The 17,802-nt window shown below is 67.8% G+C and carries 22 protein-coding genes; 3 read left to right on the forward strand and 19 right to left on the reverse strand.

Translation table 11 applies throughout. From position 1 onward, the window contains the following. Window positions 1-573: 573 nt before the first annotated feature. From ACFYNU_RS10290 to ACFYNU_RS10370, 17 genes are all read right to left on the reverse strand, one after another. Window positions 574-702 carry a hypothetical protein gene (locus ACFYNU_RS10290; RefSeq protein WP_356587521.1) on the reverse strand — a complete coding sequence of 43 codons (129 nt, stop codon included), beginning with the start codon at window positions 700-702 and terminating at the stop codon, window positions 574-576. A 155-nt stretch (window positions 703-857) separates the two neighbouring features. Next, on the reverse strand, window positions 858-1,676 hold the full coding sequence (locus ACFYNU_RS10295; RefSeq protein WP_356587523.1) for a DUF317 domain-containing protein: 819 nt from the start codon (window positions 1,674-1,676) through the stop codon (window positions 858-860). Window positions 1,677-1,678: 2 nt separating this feature from the next. Then, the gene (locus tag ACFYNU_RS10300) at window positions 1,679-1,813 is read right to left on the reverse strand and encodes a hypothetical protein (protein WP_356587525.1); all 135 of its coding nucleotides are present in this window, start codon (window positions 1,811-1,813) and stop codon (window positions 1,679-1,681) included. A gap of 699 nt (window positions 1,814-2,512) precedes the next feature. Continuing rightward, window positions 2,513-2,965: a hypothetical protein gene (locus tag ACFYNU_RS10305; protein WP_356587527.1), complete on the reverse strand. Its 453-nt coding sequence runs from the start codon at window positions 2,963-2,965 to the stop codon at window positions 2,513-2,515. A gap of 120 nt (window positions 2,966-3,085) precedes the next feature. After that, window positions 3,086-3,973, reverse strand: a complete 888-nt coding sequence (locus ACFYNU_RS10310; protein WP_356587529.1) for a lipopolysaccharide kinase InaA family protein — start codon at window positions 3,971-3,973, stop codon at window positions 3,086-3,088. Then, a complete protein-coding gene (locus ACFYNU_RS10315) occupies window positions 3,970-4,764 on the reverse strand; it encodes a class I SAM-dependent methyltransferase (RefSeq protein WP_356587531.1) in 795 nt (264 codons plus the stop codon). The genes ACFYNU_RS10310 and ACFYNU_RS10315 overlap by 4 nt, the downstream gene beginning before the upstream one ends. Window positions 4,765-4,853: 89 nt before the next feature. Further along, complete coding sequence (locus ACFYNU_RS10320) at window positions 4,854-5,282, reverse strand: hypothetical protein (protein WP_356587533.1); 429 nt, start codon at window positions 5,280-5,282, stop codon at window positions 4,854-4,856. A gap of 292 nt (window positions 5,283-5,574) precedes the next feature. After that, complete coding sequence (locus ACFYNU_RS10325; RefSeq protein ID WP_356587535.1) at window positions 5,575-5,736, reverse strand: hypothetical protein; 162 nt, start codon at window positions 5,734-5,736, stop codon at window positions 5,575-5,577. Window positions 5,737-5,839: 103 nt separating this feature from the next. Further along, the gene (locus ACFYNU_RS10330) at window positions 5,840-5,977 is read right to left on the reverse strand and encodes a hypothetical protein (RefSeq protein ID WP_356587537.1); all 138 of its coding nucleotides are present in this window, start codon (window positions 5,975-5,977) and stop codon (window positions 5,840-5,842) included. Window positions 5,978-6,297: 320 nt separating this feature from the next. Continuing rightward, window positions 6,298-6,909, reverse strand: coding sequence for a DUF6624 domain-containing protein (locus tag ACFYNU_RS10335; protein ID WP_356587539.1), 612 nt, complete (start codon window positions 6,907-6,909; stop codon window positions 6,298-6,300). Then, entirely contained in the window at window positions 6,906-7,496 is a 591-nt protein-coding gene (locus tag ACFYNU_RS10340) for a hypothetical protein (protein WP_356587541.1), read from the reverse strand. Before ACFYNU_RS10340 ends, ACFYNU_RS10335 begins: the two co-directional genes overlap by 4 nt. Beyond that, window positions 7,493-8,683, reverse strand: coding sequence for a hypothetical protein (locus ACFYNU_RS10345; protein WP_356587543.1), 1,191 nt, complete (start codon window positions 8,681-8,683; stop codon window positions 7,493-7,495). Before ACFYNU_RS10345 ends, ACFYNU_RS10340 begins: the two co-directional genes overlap by 4 nt. Beyond that, window positions 8,680-8,901: a DUF5999 family protein gene (locus ACFYNU_RS10350; RefSeq protein WP_356587544.1), complete on the reverse strand. Its 222-nt coding sequence runs from the start codon at window positions 8,899-8,901 to the stop codon at window positions 8,680-8,682. The genes ACFYNU_RS10345 and ACFYNU_RS10350 overlap by 4 nt, the downstream gene beginning before the upstream one ends. Window positions 8,902-8,918: 17 nt before the next feature. Further along, window positions 8,919-9,281: a hypothetical protein gene (locus ACFYNU_RS10355; RefSeq protein WP_356587545.1), complete on the reverse strand. Its 363-nt coding sequence runs from the start codon at window positions 9,279-9,281 to the stop codon at window positions 8,919-8,921. Next, a complete protein-coding gene (locus ACFYNU_RS10360; RefSeq protein ID WP_356587546.1) occupies window positions 9,278-9,754 on the reverse strand; it encodes a DUF6415 family natural product biosynthesis protein in 477 nt (158 codons plus the stop codon). The genes ACFYNU_RS10355 and ACFYNU_RS10360 overlap by 4 nt, the downstream gene beginning before the upstream one ends. Next, window positions 9,751-10,191, reverse strand: coding sequence for an ATP-binding protein (locus tag ACFYNU_RS10365; RefSeq protein ID WP_356587548.1), 441 nt, complete (start codon window positions 10,189-10,191; stop codon window positions 9,751-9,753). Before ACFYNU_RS10365 ends, ACFYNU_RS10360 begins: the two co-directional genes overlap by 4 nt. Further along, complete coding sequence (locus ACFYNU_RS10370; RefSeq protein ID WP_356587550.1) at window positions 10,178-10,660, reverse strand: hypothetical protein; 483 nt, start codon at window positions 10,658-10,660, stop codon at window positions 10,178-10,180. Before ACFYNU_RS10370 ends, ACFYNU_RS10365 begins: the two co-directional genes overlap by 14 nt. A gap of 280 nt (window positions 10,661-10,940) precedes the next feature. Between ACFYNU_RS10370 and ACFYNU_RS10375 the strand changes: the two genes are divergently transcribed. From ACFYNU_RS10375 to ACFYNU_RS10385, 3 genes are all read left to right on the forward strand, one after another. Then, window positions 10,941-12,290 carry a hypothetical protein gene (locus tag ACFYNU_RS10375; protein WP_356587552.1) on the forward strand — a complete coding sequence of 450 codons (1,350 nt, stop codon included), beginning with the start codon at window positions 10,941-10,943 and terminating at the stop codon, window positions 12,288-12,290. Between the two features lie 25 nt (window positions 12,291-12,315). Further along, window positions 12,316-12,870 carry a GNAT family protein gene (locus ACFYNU_RS10380; RefSeq protein ID WP_356587864.1) on the forward strand — a complete coding sequence of 185 codons (555 nt, stop codon included), beginning with the start codon at window positions 12,316-12,318 and terminating at the stop codon, window positions 12,868-12,870. A gap of 246 nt (window positions 12,871-13,116) precedes the next feature. Then, window positions 13,117-13,695, forward strand: coding sequence for an HD domain-containing protein (locus tag ACFYNU_RS10385; protein WP_356587554.1), 579 nt, complete (start codon window positions 13,117-13,119; stop codon window positions 13,693-13,695). Between the two features lie 941 nt (window positions 13,696-14,636). Here the strand turns inward: ACFYNU_RS10385 and cas3 are convergent. Then, on the reverse strand, window positions 14,637-17,033 hold the full coding sequence (gene cas3, locus ACFYNU_RS10390) for a CRISPR-associated helicase Cas3' (protein WP_356587556.1): 2,397 nt from the start codon (window positions 17,031-17,033) through the stop codon (window positions 14,637-14,639). Further along, window positions 17,030-17,701 carry a CRISPR-associated protein Cas5 gene (gene cas5 / locus ACFYNU_RS10395; RefSeq protein WP_356587558.1) on the reverse strand — a complete coding sequence of 224 codons (672 nt, stop codon included), beginning with the start codon at window positions 17,699-17,701 and terminating at the stop codon, window positions 17,030-17,032. Before cas5 ends, cas3 begins: the two co-directional genes overlap by 4 nt. Window positions 17,702-17,802: the final 101 nt, after the last annotated feature.

Genomic DNA, 17,802 nt, shown 5'->3' on the forward strand with positions numbered 1-17,802 from the left:
AGCCGCCCATGGCGAGGACCGCACCCACCACCCCCACAGTCCGCTCTGTCGTGTCAGGATCCGCGAAAACAGCCATCAGGACCATCCCAACGGCCGCCAGTCCGGTCAACGTCACCATCACCGATATCCACACGCGTGCCGTTCCCCTCATAGCCACATCCTCACCGATCCTTCGCCAACGCCCGTTCTGCGCAGAAGAACAGAGAGTGCCCTCATCGGCCCCCGATGAGACCGTAGCGGCAAGGTGGTAGATCAAATACCCGAATCGAGTTGCAGCTGAGGATGCGGCAGTCTGCACGCTAGCTGGGCCGGGCGCGACTGACGAGCGCGTGATCGCAGTGAGCTCCCGTCTCGCGGTAGTCGTGTGCGGCGACCAGGGAACTCCCTCGTCTTCACCGCTATAGCCGCCAGCTTGATCAAATATCGGCGACTCATCAAGGAGAACGACCTCTTAAGCGCGGCACTCCTCGACCTCTTTTCCGAGCCTGCGATGAAGGTGCCTTTCTCGGACGACCGGATCTTCTTCGTCCGCTGGTCGGCCTCTAGCACCCCCAAGGCCATCTTCACCAGGTCTTAGACGACGAAGAAGTCGGCGTCCACACCGGTACCTATGGCCTCCTCGTACTCGTACGGCCTGCCGTGGGCCGTCATCGCCCCGGGCGAAGACGTTCCTGACCCGAGCTCGATCAGCAGGCGGCCCACGAAAGTCCCCCGTCCACGCGGTGCGATCTCAGAATCCGTCGCGCTCTCGGCCTGTGATTCCCGCACGGGGTGCCCCGAAGTAGAGCAGTGTGACCCTTGCTGCCTCATTTGGGAGGCCACGCTTCGCTCACCGGATCGCAGGGGCCCTTGAACCGCTAGTTGGCGGGGGCGAGGAGGAGCCGTTCCTTCGTGCTTTCGGGCAGCACGTGGCGCAGGACTGGTGCGGTGCTGCTGAGGGATGCGGCGAAGGCGGCGACGAGGTCGTGCGGTACGCCGGCGGAGAACGACGCGGCCCACAAGTACGGTTCCCTGAGGGCGGGTTCGGCCCATGCCTGCCATCCGGCCGGGCCTGTGTCGTCGGCGGCGAGGGTCAGGGCGTGCGGGTCACCGTCCTGGATGAGCGGCGGCACGTCTCCGAGGCTGAGGTAGGTGGTGAACATCGGGTCCGTCGCGCTGGCATGGGGCTGGTCGATGTCCCGGAGCCAGCCGTGCGCCGTGACCGCGTCGAGGACCAACTCGGGTCCGCCGAGCGGCAACGCGGGCTGGTCGCGGTTGTCGAGTGCGGCGATGAAGTCGGCTACGGCTTCTCCGGGGACGTCCGGGGTGAAGTAGGCCGACCACGCGGCGAGCGGGCTGTTGGTGTTCGTCCGGGCGGAGATCTGCCAGGCGACCGGCAGCCCGCCGAGGAGGAACGGCTCGTCGGCCAGGACCCACTGGGCCCAGCGGAGGGTGTCGGGGCTGATGTGCAGGACGGTGCTCCGCAGGACCTGCCGGTCCTCCGGCGCCTCGTCCGGCTCCTGCCGTCCGCGGACGATCGTCAGGTTCGTCCAGCCGAGCCTCGCGAGCGCGTCGGCCACCGTTTCGTAGAACTGTCCGTCGTCGCCGGCCAGATACCGGGGACCGGCCCAGAACGCCTGGGCCCCGGACGGGTTGGGCGGTTGGAGCGGGAACTCGGGGTACAGGGGCGCCTCCAAAGCTAGGGGTACGTGGCTACATGCCGCCAGCGGGGCGGCGCGGGGACGACCGTCTCGGGAGCCTTCTTCGGCTGCCGGTCGAGCTGGATCTCAAGTACGGGGCGTGCTTTGGCCGCTTCGACCCCACGGGCAGACATGCCTGTTCAGAAGCTGAACAGGAGAGGTGTTCAGTGTCTGTACGCGGCGGCCGTTCAGATTCTGAACGGGCTTGCGGCGATCACTGCCACCGGTCTCCGAGTGGCTGAATCAGGCGCGCACGTGGACGACGGCGCCTTTCGCTTCGTGGACAGCGAGGCTCTGTGCCGTTCACTGAGTGAACGGGCTGTGGCTTCAATTGCGTCTCTGACTCTCGGCCGTATAGCGGCAGCGAGTTCTAGTGGCCGCCTTGCAGGTCTTGGCCGAGCAGGGCCACTTCGACCTGTCCCCCGAGGTACGGCGCTGTTCGTCCCTCCGGGGAACGGGGGCGTGTTCCGAAGCGGAACGGGACAGTGGCAGAGCCTCGACGGTGGCAGATCATCCGGGGCCAGTTGGGGCCGCGGTCACGAGCAACTACTCCCCTGACCTGGCATCTTCGGGGAGGTTGTCTACGTTGGCATGCTCCGCCGACGGTGCCCAGTCCTTCGTGGGTCTTTCCTGTCTGCCTGCGGCGAACTGGCCGCGCGGTCAGCAGGGTCGCCCCTTGTGGCGAGGCGGACGCCCGGGGTGGTGGCCGAGGACGGAGGTGTTGACGGGGCTCTGAGATGTCCGCGTCGTGGCCCTGCGCAGCGCGCGTTCACGGTAAGCAGACCGCGACCAAGGGAGGCTGCCGGCCCAGGGATCCGGCCAATGGCTTCGGGTCAGGTCCGCCTGCGGCTCGCGATCTCGTCGGAGAGCCGCTGCACATGGGCGGGGTCCGCGTCCCGGGCAAGAGCGACGTAGTGGTCCATGACGGCCGGCCGGTAGCGCACGGGCAGCGCCTGTCCTGGGGCGAGTCGGGTCAGCTCGGTGATCGTGAGGTCTTCGTCCGCGATACCGCGGAACGAGGTGCCGCCGGCGGTCTCCACGTCGAGCATCAGGACCACGCGTGGACTGCCGTCGCTGCTGACCTCCCGCCAGTCGACGAGAACGCCGAGGGCGAGCGCCCCCGTACGCAGTTCCGCATTGCGCTTCCGTGCGTCACCGCTCAGGAGCGGGTTCGGGGCGACGCCCGGGAAATCGGGCCCGACGCCGAGCGATTCCCGACTCAGATCGGGCCGGAGCCGCGCCATCAGATCGTTCAGATCGGTGAGCTTCTTCTTCCGACCGAACATCCCGACCCCTCCCTCACACCGGTGCCGGAATCTCGGCCTGGCGCCTCGCCCTCACCGCGAGCCTACGTCACGGCCATTCCCGACCACCGTCACATCGCCCCGCCCTTCGCCAGAGACGCGCTAGCTCAGTTCCTGGAACCGGTGGTGGAGTTGTCGTGCTGTCGGGCGCTGGGCCGGGTCCATGGTCAGGCCGGCCAAGATGGCCTTCTCGAAGGCCGGGAATGCCCACGGTCTGGTGATGGTGAGGTCGCGGCAGCGGCCTTGGGCGAGTTCGGCGCGGAGGGCTGGTGTGCTGAGCTGGGTGTTCTTTTCGCTGATCGGGTAGATGCCGGTCCAGCAGGCGTAGATCGTGGCGCACAGGGACCAGACCTCTGAGGCGGTGGTCAGTTCCAGGTGTTCGGACGGCTTGGTGGCCAGTCGGCGGGCTGCCAGTTCGGGGGAGTTGAAGAAGTCGTACGCGCCCCGGTAGGTGACGGGGGCGGGGCCGGCGGGGGCCGGTGGCTGGGCCATGGCGAAGTCGAGCAGGTGCGCCCCGTCGTCGTGCAGGAGGAAGTGGACCTCTTGCATGTCGCCGTGGCGCCAGCCGTTGTCGTGGAGGTCGGCGACGGCACCGGCCATCGCCGCCGCGTAGCTGGCGGCAGTCCGGTCACTGGGGGTATGCCGCAGTTTCGCGAAGGCGGTGTCGGCTTCTTCGCCGTGCAGCCACCGCAGGGCAAGCCAACTGCCCTCACCGTCGGGCAGGTGACCGTGCTGGTGGTAGAAGCCGGTGATCACGCCGTCTCGCTCCAGGGCCTGGAGGAGCTGGGCCTCGACGAGCGCGAGGCGTTCGGAGTCGACGTGGCCCTGGGGGTCGCTGCACGCCGTGGTGATCTTCAGCGCGTGCTGGTCGCCGTTCTCGTGGCGTACGCGCCACAGGGCGGTGCCTCGCCGGTCGGCCACCAAGCTGACGCGTGCGTCAAGGGCGTCGGGGCCGAAGGCGTCGGTGAGGATCTGCTCGGGGATGGTCATGCGGTGTCTCCGGCGGGCGATGGGGCGGCACTGTCTGCTGGTTGGTGACTGTAGAGGGACACGTGGTGCGTGCTGATGGTGGTGAACGGGGAGTCGTCCCAGTTTGCGGTCCGGCGCTCCAGACGCAGGCCGGCGAGCTGCGCCATCAGGTCGAGTTCGCTGGGGAAGGCGTAGCGCATGACGTTGGGAAGCAGACGGTAACCGGCGGGGCCGATGCGTACTTCCTGGGCGTGGACGGTCTGCGCCACGGAGTCGTGGACGAAGGCCGACCACTTCAGATGGTGTTCGCTCATCTCGCGGACGATCATCTGCTGTCGTTCGGCCGCCATGCCCGAGGTGTGCGGGACCGCGGCCTCGATCACGAAGTGCCCGTCGGGGGTGAGGTGCCTGGCGGCGCTGCGGAAGCAGCTGACCTGGGCTTCCTGGCTGGTGAGGAGGAAGAACGTACTGGCCGAGATGTAGATGAGCGGGTAGCGGATCCCGAGGTCGAACAGGGCCATGTCGCCGAGGCGGGCCCGCACGGCGGGGCGGCCGGCGGGCAGCCGGTCCTGGTGTTCTTCGAGGCGGCGGATCATTTCCGGTGAAGCGTCTAGCCCGAACACGGGAATGCCCCGGTCGGCGAGTGCGAACGCGACGCGGCCGGTGCCGATGCCCAGTTCCAGGGCCTTCCCCTCGCCAGCGAGGCGCGCCAAGCCGTCGGCGGCCGGACCGGGGTCCTGGTTACGGGTGTCCTCGTCGTAGTGCGGCGCCCACTGGTCCCAGCGGGCTGCCTGCTCGTGCAGGTCGTTCACAGTGTTCTCCCTACAAGCCGGGTCGGACCGGGGGCCGGCTCCGTGCGGAGCCGGCCCCCGGCAGGCGTCAGCCTTGTGTGCGTGTCCGGTCAGGCAGCCGGGACGGCCCGCCAGTGGGTGACCTCGACATGGTTCGCGCCGACGCCGAGCTTGCTGAACATGCGCTGGTGCATGGTGTTGCCGTACACCTGGGCCTTCTCGGTGAAGTACGTCTCGTCGTACCAGGCGACGCCGAACAGGACGTGCCCGCCGCCCTCGGTGCTGCCGGTGTCGGGCTGTACGAAGACGGACTGCCAGTCGTACTTCTTCTCCGCCACGGGGCGCTTGCGCAGCTCCTCGTCGGACAGCCGCAGAGCCTCGATCGTGCGCTCGATGGTGGCCGAGTCCTCGCAGTACAGCGAGCAGTCCGAGCGGCCGACGAGGGCCTTGGTGCCGCGGCGGGCGCGGTCGTCGTCCTCGCCGGTCATGACCCGATAGCGCGTGGGAGTTTCGGGGTTTTCGAGCAGTGCAGAATGCATGGTGCTCCTTCTCGCTCCTGTGGAGTGGGGCCTTGATCCGGTTGCGCCCGGTTCAGGGCCTTGGGGGTGCTCGCGCCCTGGCCGGGGTGGGAGCCAGTCCGGCCGTATCGCGGTCGGCATTGGCCTCCCGGCCAGGGCGGCGGCCCGCTCACGGGCATGTAGCGCCCTTGAGCGGGGGTCGTGCCCCTGAACCTGCGCGGGCCCACCAAAAGGGCGGCACAGGAAGGGAGTTGTGAGTTCAGGCAGCCTGTCGGTACCTGCGCGTTGGGGGATGGGATGTCGCGTGTGCGCGCTACTTCCCGCCCTTCTTCTTCGCTTCCTTGGCTGCCGCCCGCCGGTCCGCCCGATTGCCGTTCGCGTCCGGGGTGGCGCCCAGCGCTCGACTCCTACGGACCGTGTATCCGTCCGACGCACCGCCGGTGTGGGTCTGCGTCGCCTTGGGCTTCTTCGTCACCTGGTCTCCCCTTGTCGTGTCTGAGTGGTGATCGTCCCGGCGGGGCCGTTGCTTGCCCTTCCCCGCCCCTCCGGAACGGTGTTCACGGAGCTGGCCGGCCGATCTACGCGGCGAACAATCCGCCCACCAGATCGAGCGGTTCGGCCATGTCGCCCCTGCCCCGCTCGCGCTCGATGGTGGTCTCGGTGTCACACCCGGTGATCTCGGGCTGGTCGGTCTCGGGCGTGATGGTCGCGGCCATGCCGCACCCCTTCTCTTGGTGGTTCCGGGCCCGGTTGGGCACGGGATCGCCCGTCCGTCCGTCACAGGGAACGGGCGCCCGCCCTCGGTTGGGCTGCCGGCCGTGATGGGTACCGGCAGCCCTGGGAAGTCCCCCCGAGGGCGGAAGCTGGTGTCCGCTACGGAAGATCCACGACCGTCACGCCACGCAACTCACGGTGCAGGCGGGCGGCGAGCCTTCCCGGATGCCTCCGAAGCGAGCCCCGCGTCGGCACCGGTGCCATGGCCGCTCAGGCACGAGCGGCGGTCCTGCGAACAGCTCGCAGACCCATGGACGGGTCATCAGGCCGCCGCTCCCGTCGGCAGGAGGACTTTCCCTGCGAAGGGTTCGTCCCGGTCGGCGTCGGGCCGGTCCGATTCCGGTGTTACGGGTTCGCGGAGGTGGCGGCGTCGTAGGGCTTCGTGGGCGACGGCGAACGGCGGAAGTCCGACGCTGGCCCGGCGGTTGTCCAGGCCGGCGGGTCCCAGGATGGGAAGCACGGTCATTCCGGCCGGGCCGTGCTGGTACTGGGTGCCGTAGAGCTGGCGCTTCCCGGCATTGACGCTGCACCGGTCGTAGAGATGCGCCCACTGCTGGATCGCGGCCTCGCCCCGTTCGACGGCGGTGGCGAGCAATCGCAGTGCGCGGCGCTGGAGTTCGGGCTCGACGTCGGCGTACAGGGCGATGAGCCAGGCGGCGTCCGCGCCGTCGTCACCGACCAAGGTGCGGCCGGGCCAGCCATGCTCGGCCACCACCCGTCGCAGGAGCCGGGCGTTGGCGAAGTCGCCGTGTCGCACGCGGTCGATGTCGGAGCGGTCCAGGCGCCCGCGTGTCAGGTGGGCGTAATGGCGGCGGGCGGCCTCCGCACGGGCGACCAGATCACGCCTGATGTCGGGCCGAAGTGGTGGTTTCATGTCGGGCCCCCGGATCGCAGCGCCACCAGGAGGCGGCGTGCGCTTCGCAGGTCGATCGCGTCGAGCGAGAGGCCGACGAGCGCGCCGCAGCGCAGGCAGTCGGGGTGGACGGTCGGGTCGAGGAAACCGCCGCCGGTGACGGTCTTGAAGGCCGCGCGAAGCCGGTCTGCGGTCTGCTGTGCCTCGGGCCACTCTCCGTCGCCCACCTTGATGTCCTGCGGCGGCGCTCCGAGAAAGCGGGCGAGTGCGTCGGCCGTACTAACGGAGACGTCGCCGAGTTGCACTTGTCCCTGGTCCAGGTCGAGGTCGGGCACGTCGAGTCCGTGGGAGTCGAACACGGCACGCAGCGCGTCGACGGTCTTGTAGGCGCGCTTGGTGCCCTTGCGGATCAGCTGGGCGATCTCGACGGCGGTCTCCGCGTCGACCGCGCTCAAGGCGACCATCGGCACCGGTCCCTCGACCGTCAACTCGGCCGAGAACCCACTCAGACCAGCGGCCCGGGAGACGCGGTTCACCTCGAACGCGGCATCCGCACAGGTTCGGGCGGACTGCTCGCGTACGTCTGTGTCTGCGGTCGGAATGTTCATGAAGTCTCCGGAGAGGACGGGGCGCCTTCGAGCTGGGCGAGGCGTAGAAGATCGAGGAGCGAGGCCCCGATACAGGCGGCTCTCCACACGCGTTCGACAGGATCCGCGGGCAGCTCCGCCAGGGCGGTGAAAGCTGCTCGGCGTACTTGTGTTTCGTCTTCCGCGGCGAGCCGGCGGTTGACGGCCAGCGGTATGAGGTGGCCGGCCGTGGCACGCAGGATGCGTATCTGCTCGCTCACTTCCGTAGTGGAGCGTGTGCGGCACCGCCACCAGTTGTGGGAGACGCGGACGGTGTGCCGGACCGCCTCCGCGCTCAACTGCACCGTCGACGCCTCACCCTTGAGCACCTGGGCCGCGTGCAGAACTCTGACGGGTGACCGCAAGGGAAAGGGAAGGTCTGGGCGCACTACGGGGGCACCCTTCGGAAGAAGGGTGAGCGTGCCCTCGTCGGCCATCAGGTGCAGGGCTGCCCGCACGTTCGGCCCGGACGAAACGAGGCTGCGTACCAGATTGGTCCTGACGGGCAGGAACGTGCGCGTCGGATAGACGCCGTTCGCGATCAGGCTGGTCAGCCACTCGGCGATCCGGCGCGGCCGGTGGGACTCACCGCCCCCGGGAATCCGTGGGCGCCCGCTGACTCCAAGGCTGATCGTCCTGGCCTCGGCCAGATCCTGGAGCGCGAGGTGCACGCGCGCGGCGGGGATGTTCAGGTCTGCCGCGATGTTCCCGGCGAACGGTGCGGAGCCGGGAGGGTAAGTGCCCGATTCGATCAAGCGGGTGATGCGCCGGGCGACCTCGGCGACCGGCACACAAGGCTGCTCCGTCTCGATCAGCGCACGCAGCAGATCCCGCGCCTGCCCGACCAGGACCAGCAGCCCCTCGTATGTCGCACCGGCGATGCCCCCGCCGGAAGGGCTCTGGACCGCGCCGATCAGCCGCTGCCAACGAGCTGTGTCGCAAGGCGAGTCCAACGCCTCCTCAAGACGCTGGAAGGCCAGGTCGATCCACGGACCGGTGACCTGCCATACGAGCCGGTACCCGAGGACGACCGCGCCCATGGACGCGGCATCGGGCGCGCTCCCTACCGAACGGAGCTGGACAAGGGCCTGGCGCAACCCCCGCTCACGGAACGCGGACGCCAGCCCGTCGGCGTCCGGCGCCGTGACCGTGAGGGGATGCGCGGTCATGCCGCGACCACTCCCTTCAACTGCATCGAAGGGAACGAAGGCAGAGGCCGGTGCGGGGCGATGACCTGCCCGTCGGGCAGCAGTTCACCGGTGTCCTCGAACAGCAGGACGCCGTTGCACAGCAGGCTCCATCCCTGCTCCGTGCGGGCGGACAGCGTGTGTGCGGCTTCACGGTCGGAGTCGACGGCCGCCGGGCACGGCGGCTGATGCGTACACATAAGGGATCCTTACGCGGCTAAGTAGCCAGCAGTGAGGGTGTGATGGACGCGAGGCAGGGGTCCCTGAGCGGCAGGACGGAGACGACCCTCACCGTCCAGGTCCAGCAGCCCGCCTCGGTGGGCAGCGCGAACTCGTACGGCCGGCCGCAGCGCAACTCCTGCACCGCCACCGCCACCGCCCGGTGATCACCGAGCCAGGCCCAGGCCGTACCGAAGTTCTCCCGCCCCAGGCCGGGAAGTGCCGCCCGGACCGATTCCCGCATCCAGTCGACCGCCAGGCCCGGATACGGAGCAGTGGTACCGACGGTCGCGATACGTACACGCACCGAGCCCTCGTAACCGCGGTGGCACCAGTACGTGCGGGGCAGCAACTCCGTCACGACCGCACACCGCCCAGAGCGGCTGGAGCCGCACCGACGTACCGGTCGTCGTCGCTCACCAGCTCCAGCACGTCGAGGGTGGCCAGCGCCAGAAGCCGCAACTGCCCCAGCGCCGAATTCAGAACAGTGGGCGCCGGATCGCCGAGCTGCCGCACGCGCCGCACCACGCCGGCCAACTCATGAGCAGACTGCTCGGTGTTTCGCTGCACGGCGATGTTCACCAACTGGCCCAGGATCTTGCGCAGTCGGGGCGTGAGCCTGTCGATGTCGTCGATCGACAGCGCCGTACCGGGGTCGAGAACCGCGTTCAGTACATCGTCGAGCTCGTCGTCCTCGATGAATGACATGTGTAGCTGCGCGAGGAGGCGTCCGACGGACCAGGTGTCGACGGAGAACCCGGCCGGGGTGTCCAACTCGCTGTTGTGGCAGTCCGGTTGGCGGATGAGAGGGGCAGGGGTGTTCAGCGCATTCATGCCTCTGCCTCCTTTGAGGTCGTACGGAATGCGATCCACACGCGCTTCCCGCGCCGGCCGGGGGCGAATTCGCTGCCCCACCGGTCGACCACGGCCGCGACAAGCTCCAGGCCGCGACCGGACTCGTCCCTCTCGCCGGCACACCGGCGACGAGGCTGGACCGACGACGGGTCAGCGACTTCGATCAGCAGCTCGTCGGCTGTGCACCAGGCGGACACGGTGACCGTCTCGTCGTCACTCCCGCAGCCGTGCTGGATCGCGTTCGCCATCAACTCGCCGACGGCCAGCAGCGCCACATCGACGAAGCTCTCCAACCCCCAGGCGCCGAGCCGCTCGCGGACCGCGCGCCGAACGAGACGCACCTGGGCGGCCTCGGCGGCGAACGCCACCTGAAAGAACCGCCCATCCACCTCGGCCGACGCCTCAGCCCCCGCCACGACCGAGCACCTCCCTGCGGGACCTCCTCGGCTCCAACAGGAAATGCGCCGTCGCGCCAACCACCTCAAGCCGCCGACGCACCTCCAGCTGGTGCCTGCGCTCCAGCTCTATCTGGGCCTCCTTGAGCACCAGCACCGCCTGCGCATCCCCATGAGTAAGCAGCTTCATCACCAACTGCCACTGAGGCCGCTGCGCACCCCGCGTCGCCAGCGGGCACAGGTCGTACAGCTCGGCGTGAACCACCCATCCCCGATCCAGCGCGCGAGTACGCAAAAGCCGCAGCGTCGTGACCGGATCACCCAACTCATGACACGCGTACAGCACCACCCGAGTACCAGGCCGGCTGACAGGCTCACCGGACTGCGGTAACCCCGGAGCGTGGTTGGCACCACGCGGCGTCGACCACAGCGCGAGGGCGGTCCCCTCATCCACACCGGCACAGGCCACGGCATCGAGCTCGGGCTTCACGGCGATCCTCCGGCATCGTCGAAGACGGCAAGGCGATCTTGCTTTAAGTGTTCGGGTGAACACTCGCAGCGAGGAGTTGTTAGAGCGTGGCAACCATGGCCGGCGCAGCGCTAGCCCCATTCCTTCCTCGGACTTCGGCGCGAGAGGGAGGAGCATTCTCGGCTTTTCCTCGGCATGACCTCGATGCCCGTAAGTAGCTTCGGAAAGGGGCATGTTGAGGGGGAAGACGTTCTACCGTCGGTCACCGTGACGTGCTGGACGTACGGGATAGGGAGGCACGATGCGCACGCTATTCCGGCACCTGCTCGATGAGAGGGAGTGGCAGGACTACCGAGCCTTCCTGCCGAGGTTCAAGCAGGCTGCCAAGGAGCTGTCCCAGCTCGAAGGGGACCCGTCGCTCGCAACCCTGGAGCCGGCGCTGAAGACCTTTCAAGCTTGGTACTACGGGACACGTCAGCCGCAGGTTGATCCGCGCCGGGTGCTGGTCCACATGTTCGGCCTCAGCATCGACCGGCTATGGGCCGGTCCTCCTGACGAGCAGACACCAGCCCTCGTACCGCTGGCCGGCACTCCACACACCGAAACCCGTGCCGATATCGGCACGGGGCTGCATGAGATGAGAAGGACAGGTGCAATGGCCGCACGCCGCGCAATGGAATTCGCCATGGGGTCGGAACGGGACCAGGTAGGAGAAGAAACCCTCGGCTTCCTCAGCGACGAGGTGAAACGAATCGCCGAGGCATACCCACGAGTTCCCCTGTCGGAGATCTGGGCGGACCTGGCTCAAGCCCAGGACGAGGCTTTCCGGCTGATGGAGAGCGGTCGCGCTCGCCCGTCGCAGACTCGCGACCTGCACTTCATGGCCACGGTGCTGTCCTTCCTCATGGCCAAGGGCTCGCACGACATGGGGGACGCGAGGACCGCCATGATGCAGGCACGGGCAGCCGGCTTCTGCGCACGCCAGTCCGAGCACGCGGGACTCGCCGCTCTGGTCGACGGACTTCAGTCGTTCATCTCGTACTGGGCGAACAGGCCCGAGGACGCACTGCACTACGCGCGGAAAGGCATGCACGAAAGTGCCACCCTGCGGGGAACGGTCTCTGTCTGGCTGCCGGGCCTGGAAGCACGAGCAGCGGCCCTCCTCGGCGACGAGCAGACGGTCCGCACGGCAAACGAGCGGGCGGAAAGTCTGCGGGAGCAGGTCGTCCTTGATGATCTCGACTCCCTGGGAGGCTTGTTCACCTACCCGGAAGCCAAGCAGAGCTACTACACGGTCGAGTCGTCGGTGCTGCTCGGGCGCGGGGACGCGCAGATCGCCGCCCAGGCCGAGGAGACGGTCCGGCGGTTCAGCAACCGCGACGACCCTGGCTGGGCTTTCGGCGATCAGGCCGGTTCCCAGTGCAACCTGGCCCTCGTCCGCCTGTTCGCCGATGACCTCGACGGAGCGGCGGAGGCAATCCGCCCCGTCCTCGACCTGGCACCCAGCCACCGGAACAACGGCATCGTGGTCTCAGCCGAACGCGTACGAGATGCCCTTGCCCGCAGTGCCAGTCGCGACGCCGCCGTAGCGCGGGACCTGAGCACGGAGATCGCGATGTTCCAGCCTGTGCGACCAGCACTTCTCCGCTAGGAGGCTACGAGTAATGTCACCTGGCATGTATCCGGTCAGCCGCCACCTCCAACGCCTGGAACTCCGCGAGTTCACCACCGACGACGCGGACGCCGTCTTCGCGATCTACGGAAGCCACGAAGCGACAGAGCACCTGTCGTTCGAGCCTCGCTCCCGTGACGAGGTCGGCCAGATCCTCGACCGCTCCATCGCTTCAGCTACCGCAGAGCCGCGCACCGAGTACGCCCTCGCCGTCATCGAGCGCGACGGTGGCGAACTGATCGGATTCGCACGCCTCGCAACCGACCCCCACCAACAGCGCGCCGCCACTATCGGTTTCGCGCTGCGCCCCGACCGATGGGGCGCCGGCTACGGCGTAGAGACCGTGCGGCTCCTTCTCGGCCTCGGATTCAACGACCTGAACCTCCACCGCATTTGGGGCGCACGCTCACCCCTCAACACCGCCTCCGCCAAAACCATGCTCACCGCCGGGATGCGGGAGGAGTACACCATCCGCGAACACATCCAGAAGAACGGCGTGTGGCGCGACTCCGTCGTACACACGATCCTCGAACGCGAATGGCCAGCGCACTGCTCTTGAATCACGCCCTATCGCCGACGCGCGCCCAATTGCTAGGCGGCCCTCCCCAGGGGCTTGATCGAGCACCTGGTCACGTCGTCCTCTACACCCACTCGCAGCCTCTTCCGAACTAGCCGACGCACTCAGCAAGTGGACGGCACAACGACTCGATAGTGGCCTGATCTCCTCACGCGCAAGGCAGTAACTGACCGCCGCACATTGCGTTCTACGCGAGAACCCGACGTGACAGACCGGAGGACACACCACATGGCCGATGACACGGGACAGGTGAAGGGCACCGCGGGCTTCCTGCTGGAGATGGGCATGCTCAAGCGTGCCAAGCGAAGCGGATGGTGGATCGCCGGAGTCAAGGACCCCGAGACGATCGCCGAACACAGCTTCCGCGTCGCCCTCATCGGCTCGGTACTCGCCATGATGGAGGGCGCCGACCCGGCGAAGACGGCCCTCCTCGGCCTGTGGCACGACACCCAAGAGACCCGCGTCAGCGACATCCCGCACATCGGCCGCCGCTACCTGGACGCCGCCTCGAACGAAAAGGTCACCGCGGACCAGGTCTCCGCAGCCCACCCTGCGGTACGGGAGGGTGCTCAGCGCATCGTCGAGGAGTACGAGAACGGCGACTCGCTAGAAGTGATCTGCGCGCACGACGCGGACAAGCTCGAATGCCTCATCCAGGCCGTCGAGTACCGGGAACAGGGCTACTCCAACGTCCAAGGCTGGATCGACAGCAGCCTCCAGAAGCTCAAGACCGCATCTGCCCGGGCACTCGCCGAAGCCGCGTTGAACATGACATCAGTGGAATGGCAGAAGACCTACCTGCCCTGACGCACTCCTGCGAAGAGCGGCGCCCTATGGAGTGTCGGATCCAGCGCCCACCCGCCACGCTGGCCAGCTCCTTCCCAGTGCCAGCACGCGCGTGATCTTTACCGGAGCTGCCAGCAGTCGGCCCAGGGGCTGATGACGATTCGTGATCACCAAGATCTGCCGCTATTGCTGCGGGTGGTCACCAGCCCACTTGGGTCGACAACCCGTCTGCAGGGCAGAGGAATCGGCCGGGGCGGGCCTGTTAGGAAGGGCCCGCTACTCCCTATGTTGCGAGCCTTCCAGGGCTGATGACGACCCGGGGCCACGTTCGACGACACGCCGCGGCGCCTGGTGTTGCGAGCCCTCCAGGGCTGACGACGACCCGGGTGCGGCGAGGAGGTCGACCTCGGCGTCATCCAGTTGCGAGCCCTCCAGGGCTGATGACGACACGCCGGCCACCGCCGAAGCCGGCCTGGCCTTCGTGTTGCGAGCCCTTCAAGGCTGATGACGACTTCTTCCCCAACGGCGACCTGTCCAGCGCGATGCGGTTGCGAGCCCTCCGGGGCTGATGACGACGCGCAAGGCGGGCGGGCACGGGCCCACGCTGGAGGAGTTGCGAGCCCTCCAGGGCTGATGACGACTCCGCGCCTAGTACGGCATGTTGCGGACCGACGCCGGTTGCGAGCCCTGCAAGGTTGATGATGACTCGGCGCCATTGTTACCGGGCGCCTTGCAGCTAGCCCGAGGATCAACGGCCTCGGATCCGCAGGTGCCGCTGTGCGGCCCCCTCAGAGAGGGCACCCGAATCATGCAGTTGGAGGTGGGGCAGGCGTGCGGCCTTGAGGGGGCGATGAGGCGGGTTCACACGAGGTAAAACGCGTACGTTGTGACCCCTTGTCGGGGTGATGAATGGGTATGAAGGTTTCAAGATGCGCGGTTTGATAGGGCGTCGTTTTCGCTGGTCAGTTGCGGATTCTACCGAGGCCGTTCTCCTCGTCGTAGTCGGCGTCGATGGTGTTGACCTTGAGCTGTTCGTTCCAGGTCGTGTGGGTGTTGCCTGCGACGGGGATAAGTAGGTCTTCTGCCAGGAGGCGGCCTGGCCGGCGGCCGTCGTCGATGGCGAGGCGGCGGGCGTATTCGGCCTGGTCGGTGGTGAGGACGGCTTCCTTGCCGTCGAACATCGCGTCGAAGTCTTCCTTGTCCAGGGAGCGGTCGCGGAAGGGTTCGTCCCAGTTCAGGAATACTTCGGTGAACTGGTCGGCGGCTTGTTCGACTTCGTCTCGCCAGGCCACGCCCCAGCTGCCCGGAGCAGTGGAGTAGATCTCATTGAGCCACGTGGTGATCATGGGTTCGTCGATGACGTCGCTGTGCTGGCGGCGGAGGATCTGCCATGCCAGCGCGACTGGTTCCTTGGGATAGACGCCGTCCGCGAAGAGTCCGGTTTCGTCGCGGCGGAGCAGGTACACGGGCGTGTGAACGACGACATCGGCGGGCGGCCGGGCACCGCTGCGGTTGACGCGGCCGAAGCGCTGGCAGAGGGCGTCCATGGGAGCGCAGGTGGTGTGGATGGTGTCGAAGTCGACGTCCAGGGAGACTTCGACGGTTTGGGTGGCGACGAGGACGCCGCCTTGCCGCTCTGTCTGGCCGTTGTGGTAGCGGGCACGGATGCGGTCTTCGATCGCGGCGCGGTGGTCGCGGCGGAAGCGGGAGTGGAGCAGGATCGCGGCATCTTGGTCGCCGTGCATGCGTCGGGCGATGCTTCCGAGTTTTCGGTAGAGGGCGCGGGCGTTGGGCCGGTTGTTGGCGACGACGAGGAGTGCTTCTCCCGCTTCGATTCGCCCGAGCATTTCGGTGACAGCCTCAGTCGAGGTGAGCGCGCTCTCTCGTACGAGGAGGCGGTGCCGGCGGGGGAAGACGGTTCCGTCTGGTGGCTCGACGAGGTGTACGTCCTGGGTGAGGGCGTCGCGGATGGCGTCCTGAAGTGCGTCGGGCAAGGTGGCGGACACGATTGCGAACCGGCCTCCGAGGCTTTCCCAGAAGCTCATCATGGCGAGGATCATGCCGAGGCGCTGGGGGTCGTAGGCGTGAAGTTCGTCGAGGATGAACAGGGAGTTCGCGGTGTCGAGGAGCACGCTGGAGTGGTTGGGTCCTGCGAGTGCGCCGCGAAGTGGCTGGTAGGGGGTTCCGACTCGGATCAGTTCGCGGAAGAGGCGGGTGGCGTTCTCCTGGGCGAGGGATACGCGTGCAGCGGCGAGGGCTTCGGTGTCATCGGCGCAATCGTCTTCCAGCGCTCGGCTGAGGTAGTAGGAGGCCGCATGCGAGTGCGAGACGCCGACCTGGCCCACGGCTTGCAGTTCTCCCTCTTCGAGGCGGCGGACCATCGAGTTGATCGCTGCGAGGTACGGGAGCAGGTAGAAGAGGCGGGGTGTGCCCTGCCCTGATGCGGTCATGTCCTGAAGGTTGTGCAGCGCCCACAGGAGTGCGGCTTCGGTCTTTCCGGAGCCGGTCCAGGCGCGGATGAAAACATGGCCGGTGGTGTTCGCGGCCTCGGTCTGGTGCGGGCGCAGGCTGTATCCGTGCGCACGGAGCCGTTGTTCGAGGCGTTGCCGGTACGCGGGGGTGAGGGGATGTTTCTGATGTACGGGTGTGCGGGCGGAGGCCATGCGGTCGGCCATCGTGACGCCGCCCTGGAGGAGGACGGCCAGTAGTCCGTCAACGCCGTCTTCGGGTCCCAGCGACCACTCCCAGCGGTCGATGAGTTCGCCGAAGAGGGCGTGGGCGTCCTCAAAGAGCTTCTCGGGGGTGAGGGTCGGTGGCGGACCTTCGGGAATCAGGCCGGCTTTGGCGGCTGTGGTGTGCAGCCAGGAAGTGAGGTTCTGGACGGCGTCCGCGTCGATGTGGCCGAACTTTCCCGCGAACTCTTCCGCACTGTCGCGCCCGTAGAGCGGAAGAAGCGCGTGGCGGCGGCCGTCGCCGCCGGTGAGCGGTCGGTGGTGGGTGACCACGCCGGTGGCAATCCAGAGGACCTCTTGTCTCGGGAGGGCTGCGAGGAGCGTGGGCAGGAAGCCGAGGGAGAGGACTTCGTGCCGCTCGCCCCAGACTTCGGCCGGTTCAGCCGTGTTGCCGATCTGGCGCTGCAGGCCGTAGGCGACCTTCCCGGTGTCGTGGAGGAAGGCGGCGGCCCGCAACCGGAGGGCGAATCTGCCGTGGCCGAAAGGTAGCTGTCCGATGCGGGCAGCGATGGTGTCCGCGCGGCGAAGCGTCGTCAGGGAGTGGTCCGTGAGCAGTTCACCCGTGGTGCGACGACCGCGGGGGCTCTTCGCGCGCGGAAGCGGGGCGTCGTACGCCGCCGTCCTCACGCCGTGGCCTTCATGGGGTGGGGCGGGGGGAGCAGGATCAGGGCCTGGCCGGTGCTGGTGACGTAGTCGGCGTCGAGGGTGGCGGGTGTCCCGGTGCGCGCGTAGCGGTAGGTGTCCCATTTGGTGCGGGCACGATCGAGAGAGACGGCGCTGGGCAGCTGCATCTGCTCGCCGTTGTTGGACGTGCGTGGATCCGGGGAGGTGGCGTGCGGGACGAGGGCGTGCCCCTGCGTGCCGCGGCCGGCCCGGGTGAGATGGACGCGGCGGGTGCGTGCGGTGGCGAGGTCCTGGGAGCGGCCCAGGACCAGTGGCCACACAGGGGTGCGGAGTGCTGCTTCCCACCGGCCGAGGTCGGTGGTCAGCCAGACGGTGAGGGTGATGTTGGTCAGGAACTCACGGTCTTTGATGGTGACGTTCCGGTAGGCCGGTTTGGCGGCGGCGGGATGGTAGGTCTCCAGATCCGTACCGGAGCCTTCCGCGGTGAAGGTCATGGCGAACCGAGTGTTCTCGGGGACCTCGTCCCAGGTGCCGACGGTGGCGGCGAGCATGCCGCCGACGGTGCTGGGCGGGGGGCAGGGAAGTCCGATTTGCATGCCTTGGTAGAGGGGGTTGCGGAAGCTTGCGACCGGCGCGGTGAGAGTGACTTCGAGGGCTTCGACAGGTGCCACCGGGGTCTCCCTGGCAGTTCGTAGAGGGCCGGTTCTTCGCAGCGCTGCAGAGGTCAGTTGAAGCGTGCAGCGGAGAAGAGACCGGATCAGCGCGGTGCTGA

The organism is Streptomyces sp. NPDC006643, assembly GCF_042870175.1.
In the GTDB taxonomy this organism is placed as follows: Bacteria; Actinomycetota; Actinomycetes; order Streptomycetales; family Streptomycetaceae; genus Streptomyces.

Coding starts and splice junctions, on each gene's coding strand:
- ACFYNU_RS10360 (WP_356587546.1), bottom strand. CDS start 9,754: ATGAATGCGCTGAACACCCCTGCCCCTCTCATCCGCCAACCGGACTGC.
- ACFYNU_RS10380 (WP_356587864.1), top strand. CDS start 12,316: ATGTATCCGGTCAGCCGCCACCTCCAACGCCTGGAACTCCGCGAGTTC.
- ACFYNU_RS10305 (WP_356587527.1), bottom strand. CDS start 2,965: ATGTTCGGTCGGAAGAAGAAGCTCACCGATCTGAACGATCTGATGGCG.
- ACFYNU_RS10320 (WP_356587533.1), bottom strand. CDS start 5,282: ATGCATTCTGCACTGCTCGAAAACCCCGAAACTCCCACGCGCTATCGG.
- ACFYNU_RS10345 (WP_356587543.1), bottom strand. CDS start 8,683: ATGACCGCGCATCCCCTCACGGTCACGGCGCCGGACGCCGACGGGCTG.
- ACFYNU_RS10375 (WP_356587552.1), top strand. CDS start 10,941: ATGCGCACGCTATTCCGGCACCTGCTCGATGAGAGGGAGTGGCAGGAC.
- ACFYNU_RS10350 (WP_356587544.1), bottom strand. CDS start 8,901: ATGTGTACGCATCAGCCGCCGTGCCCGGCGGCCGTCGACTCCGACCGT.
- ACFYNU_RS10335 (WP_356587539.1), bottom strand. CDS start 6,909: ATGAAACCACCACTTCGGCCCGACATCAGGCGTGATCTGGTCGCCCGT.
- ACFYNU_RS10330 (WP_356587537.1), bottom strand. CDS start 5,977: ATGGCCGCGACCATCACGCCCGAGACCGACCAGCCCGAGATCACCGGG.
- ACFYNU_RS10300 (WP_356587525.1), bottom strand. CDS start 1,813: ATGTCTGCCCGTGGGGTCGAAGCGGCCAAAGCACGCCCCGTACTTGAG.
- ACFYNU_RS10340 (WP_356587541.1), bottom strand. CDS start 7,496: ATGAACATTCCGACCGCAGACACAGACGTACGCGAGCAGTCCGCCCGA.
- ACFYNU_RS10310 (WP_356587529.1), bottom strand. CDS start 3,973: ATGACCATCCCCGAGCAGATCCTCACCGACGCCTTCGGCCCCGACGCC.
- ACFYNU_RS10385 (WP_356587554.1), top strand. CDS start 13,117: ATGGCCGATGACACGGGACAGGTGAAGGGCACCGCGGGCTTCCTGCTG.